The organism is Mesorhizobium sp. M7A.F.Ca.CA.002.05.1.1 (assembly GCF_003998335.1).
Taxonomy (GTDB): Bacteria; Pseudomonadota; Alphaproteobacteria; order Rhizobiales; family Rhizobiaceae; genus Mesorhizobium.
The window spans coordinates 1-2649 of the sequence record NZ_RZQI01000826.1 but is presented as its reverse complement, the minus strand read 5'-3'; the positions used below and the strand labels follow the sequence as shown (position 1 = coordinate 2649).

Here is a 2649-nt window from a genome sequence, read left to right as displayed (position 1 = left end):
GCTGCAGACCTTGCACGGGCTCGGTTTTCAGCGGCCAAGCGACATCTGCCGCGTCATCCGTGGCTGGCATTTCGGCCGCTATCGCCTCACCCAGTCGGCGGAGGCACGCGAGCGGCTGACGGAACTGACGCCGGCGCTGCTGCGCGCCTTCGGCCAGACGCGCCGGGCCGACGAAGCTCTGATGCGCTTCGACGAGTTTCTCGCCGGCCTGCCGGCTGGCATCCAGCTGTTCTCCCTGCTGCAGTCCAATCCTGCCCTGCTGAAGCTTCTGGCGACGATCATGGGGGCCGCCCCCCGGCTGGCGGCGATCATCACCCGCAGGCCGCATGTCTTCGATGGTTTGCTCGACCCGGCCATGCTCACCGAATTACCCGACCGCGCCTATCTGTCGGCGCGGCTTTCCGCCTTCGTCGAGGGCGACCGGCTTTACGAGGATGTGCTCGACCGGCTGCGCATTTTTGCCTCCGAGCAGAAATTCCTGATCGGTGTCCGGCTGCTCGCCGGCTCGATCGATCCGGCGCGGGCCGGCCGCGCCTTTTCCGATCTGGCGGATCTCACCATCGAGGCTGCGTTGCAGGCGGTGACGGCCGAATTCGCGGCACGCCACGGCACCATTGCCGGCGGCGTGGTTGCGCTGCTCGGTATGGGCAAGCTTGGCAGCCGCGAGCTGACCGCCGGATCGGATGTCGACCTGATCCTGCTCTACGACCACGCGTCGGATGCCGAAGAGTCCGATGGCGACAAGCCGCTGGCACCTTCGCATTACTACACCCGCATGACGCAAAGGCTGATCGCGGCGGTGTCCGCGCCGACGGCGGAGGGGGTGCTCTACGAACTCGACCTGCGCCTGCGGCCGTCCGGCAACAAGGGACCGGTGGCCACCCATATCGATGCCTTCAAGAAATACCAGCGCCAGGAAGCCTGGACCTGGGAGCACATGGCGCTGGCCCGCGCGCGCGCCATAGCCGGTGACGCTAGCCTGTGCGGCGAGGTTGAAGCGGAAGTAGCGGCTGTACTTGGCCAGCCGCGCGATGCTGCAAAGGTGATGGCCGAGGCTGCGGACATGCGGGCCATGATCGAGAAGGAAAAGCCGCCGCGCGATCTCTGGGACATCAAGCTTATTCCCGGCGGCCTCATCGATCTCGAATTCATCGCCCAGGTGGCCGTCATTACCGGGCAAGTCGAGACCGGGCGCCGCGCCACCGGCACCGCCGAGATCCTGTCGCGCCTGGCACCGGGCTTCGCGGCTGCCGGGGTGAGGCAGGAGCTTGGCGATGCCTACGCGCTCTATCTGGCGCTGACCCAGATGACGCGGTTGTGCCTCACGGGAGCCTTCGAGCGCGACGACGTTCCGCCGGGGCTTTCGGATCTGCTTCTGGCGGTGACCGACCTGCCGGATTTCGGTGTGCTGGAAGCACACCTCAAGGAGACGTCGCAGAAGGTCAGGAAGGATTTCGATCTTTTGCTTCGTACGGGATGACCGTGAAGCGGTCGTTCGGAGTATCGGACAAAAATGAGACCCTGTTTGGGGAAATCCGATGCTCAAGCAAAGAGATAGAGCCGGCGGAAAATCTCACGCTGCAACCTTGATCGCCAGCACGGCCCTCTTCACCGGAATGCGCACCGACACGATCGTGCCGACACCTTCGCTCGACCGGATCTTCAGCGCGCCGCCCTGAAGCTCGGCCAGCGAACGTGAGATGGCAAGGCCAAGGCCAGACCCGGCATGGCTCTTGGAGAACTGGTTCTGCACCTGCTCGAAGGGCCGTCCGAGCTTGCCGAGCGCCTCCTTGGGGATGCCGCAGCCATTGTCCTCGATCGTCAGCACCAGCGCACCGGATGTGTTGCGGGCCCTGACCGATATGTGGCCGCCCTGGCCGGTGAACTTCACCGCATTGGACAAAAGGTTGATGACGATCTGCTTGATCGCACGGCGATCGGCGACCAGCGTCAGCGCATCGGCAATGCGCGTTTCCACGGTGATGGCCTTTTGCGCCGCCTGCAGCGAAACGACGCGTACGGTTTCGCTGATCAGCGGGCCGAGGTCGATTTCTTCCCGGTCCAGAGAGAACTGGCCAGCCTCGATCTTGGACATGTCGAGAATATCGTTGATGACGCCCAGCAGATATTTGCCGCTGCTGTTGATGTCGGTGGCATATTCCTCGTAGCGCTCCGATCCGAGTGGGCCGAACAGCCCTTGCTCCATCAGTTCGGAGAAGCCGATGATCGCGTTCAGCGGCGTGCGCAACTCATGCGACATGTTGGCCAGGAATTCGGATTTGGCCCGGTTCGCCGCTTCGGCCCGTTCGGTTTCCTTCATGTATTTGCGGTTGAGGTCGACCAGTTCGCGCGAACGCTCCTCCTCGGCTCGCCGCGCCAGGCTGAGATCATGGATCGTTGCCATCAGCCGCCGCTCGCTGTCGACCAGCTTCTCCTGGTGCAGCTTGATCTGGGTGATGTCGGAGCCGACCGAGACGATGCCGCCGTCCCGGGTCTTCAGTTCGTTGACCTGCAGCCAGCGGCCGTCGGCCAGCTGCCGCTCGAAAGTGGCGCCGCCTTGCAGGCCGCTGGTGTGGGCAAGGCGCCGTTCGGAAGCAAAGGCCAGCATGCGTTCTTCCAGCGCCGCGCGCGCGGTGCCCGGCATCACGT

At 64.4% G+C, this 2649-nt stretch carries 2 protein-coding genes; one reads left to right on the top strand and one right to left on the bottom strand.

The features are described from left to right. Window positions 1-1480: bifunctional [glutamine synthetase] adenylyltransferase/[glutamine synthetase]-adenylyl-L-tyrosine phosphorylase (locus tag EN939_RS29095; RefSeq protein WP_127271136.1), on the top strand; the 1480-nt coding region annotated here is incomplete at its 5' end. Between the two features lie 93 nt (window positions 1481-1573). Here EN939_RS29095 and EN939_RS29090 read toward each other — a convergent pair. Next, on the bottom strand, window positions 1574-2649 hold a 1076-nt coding region (locus EN939_RS29090; RefSeq protein ID WP_164751310.1), incomplete at its 5' end, for a sensor histidine kinase.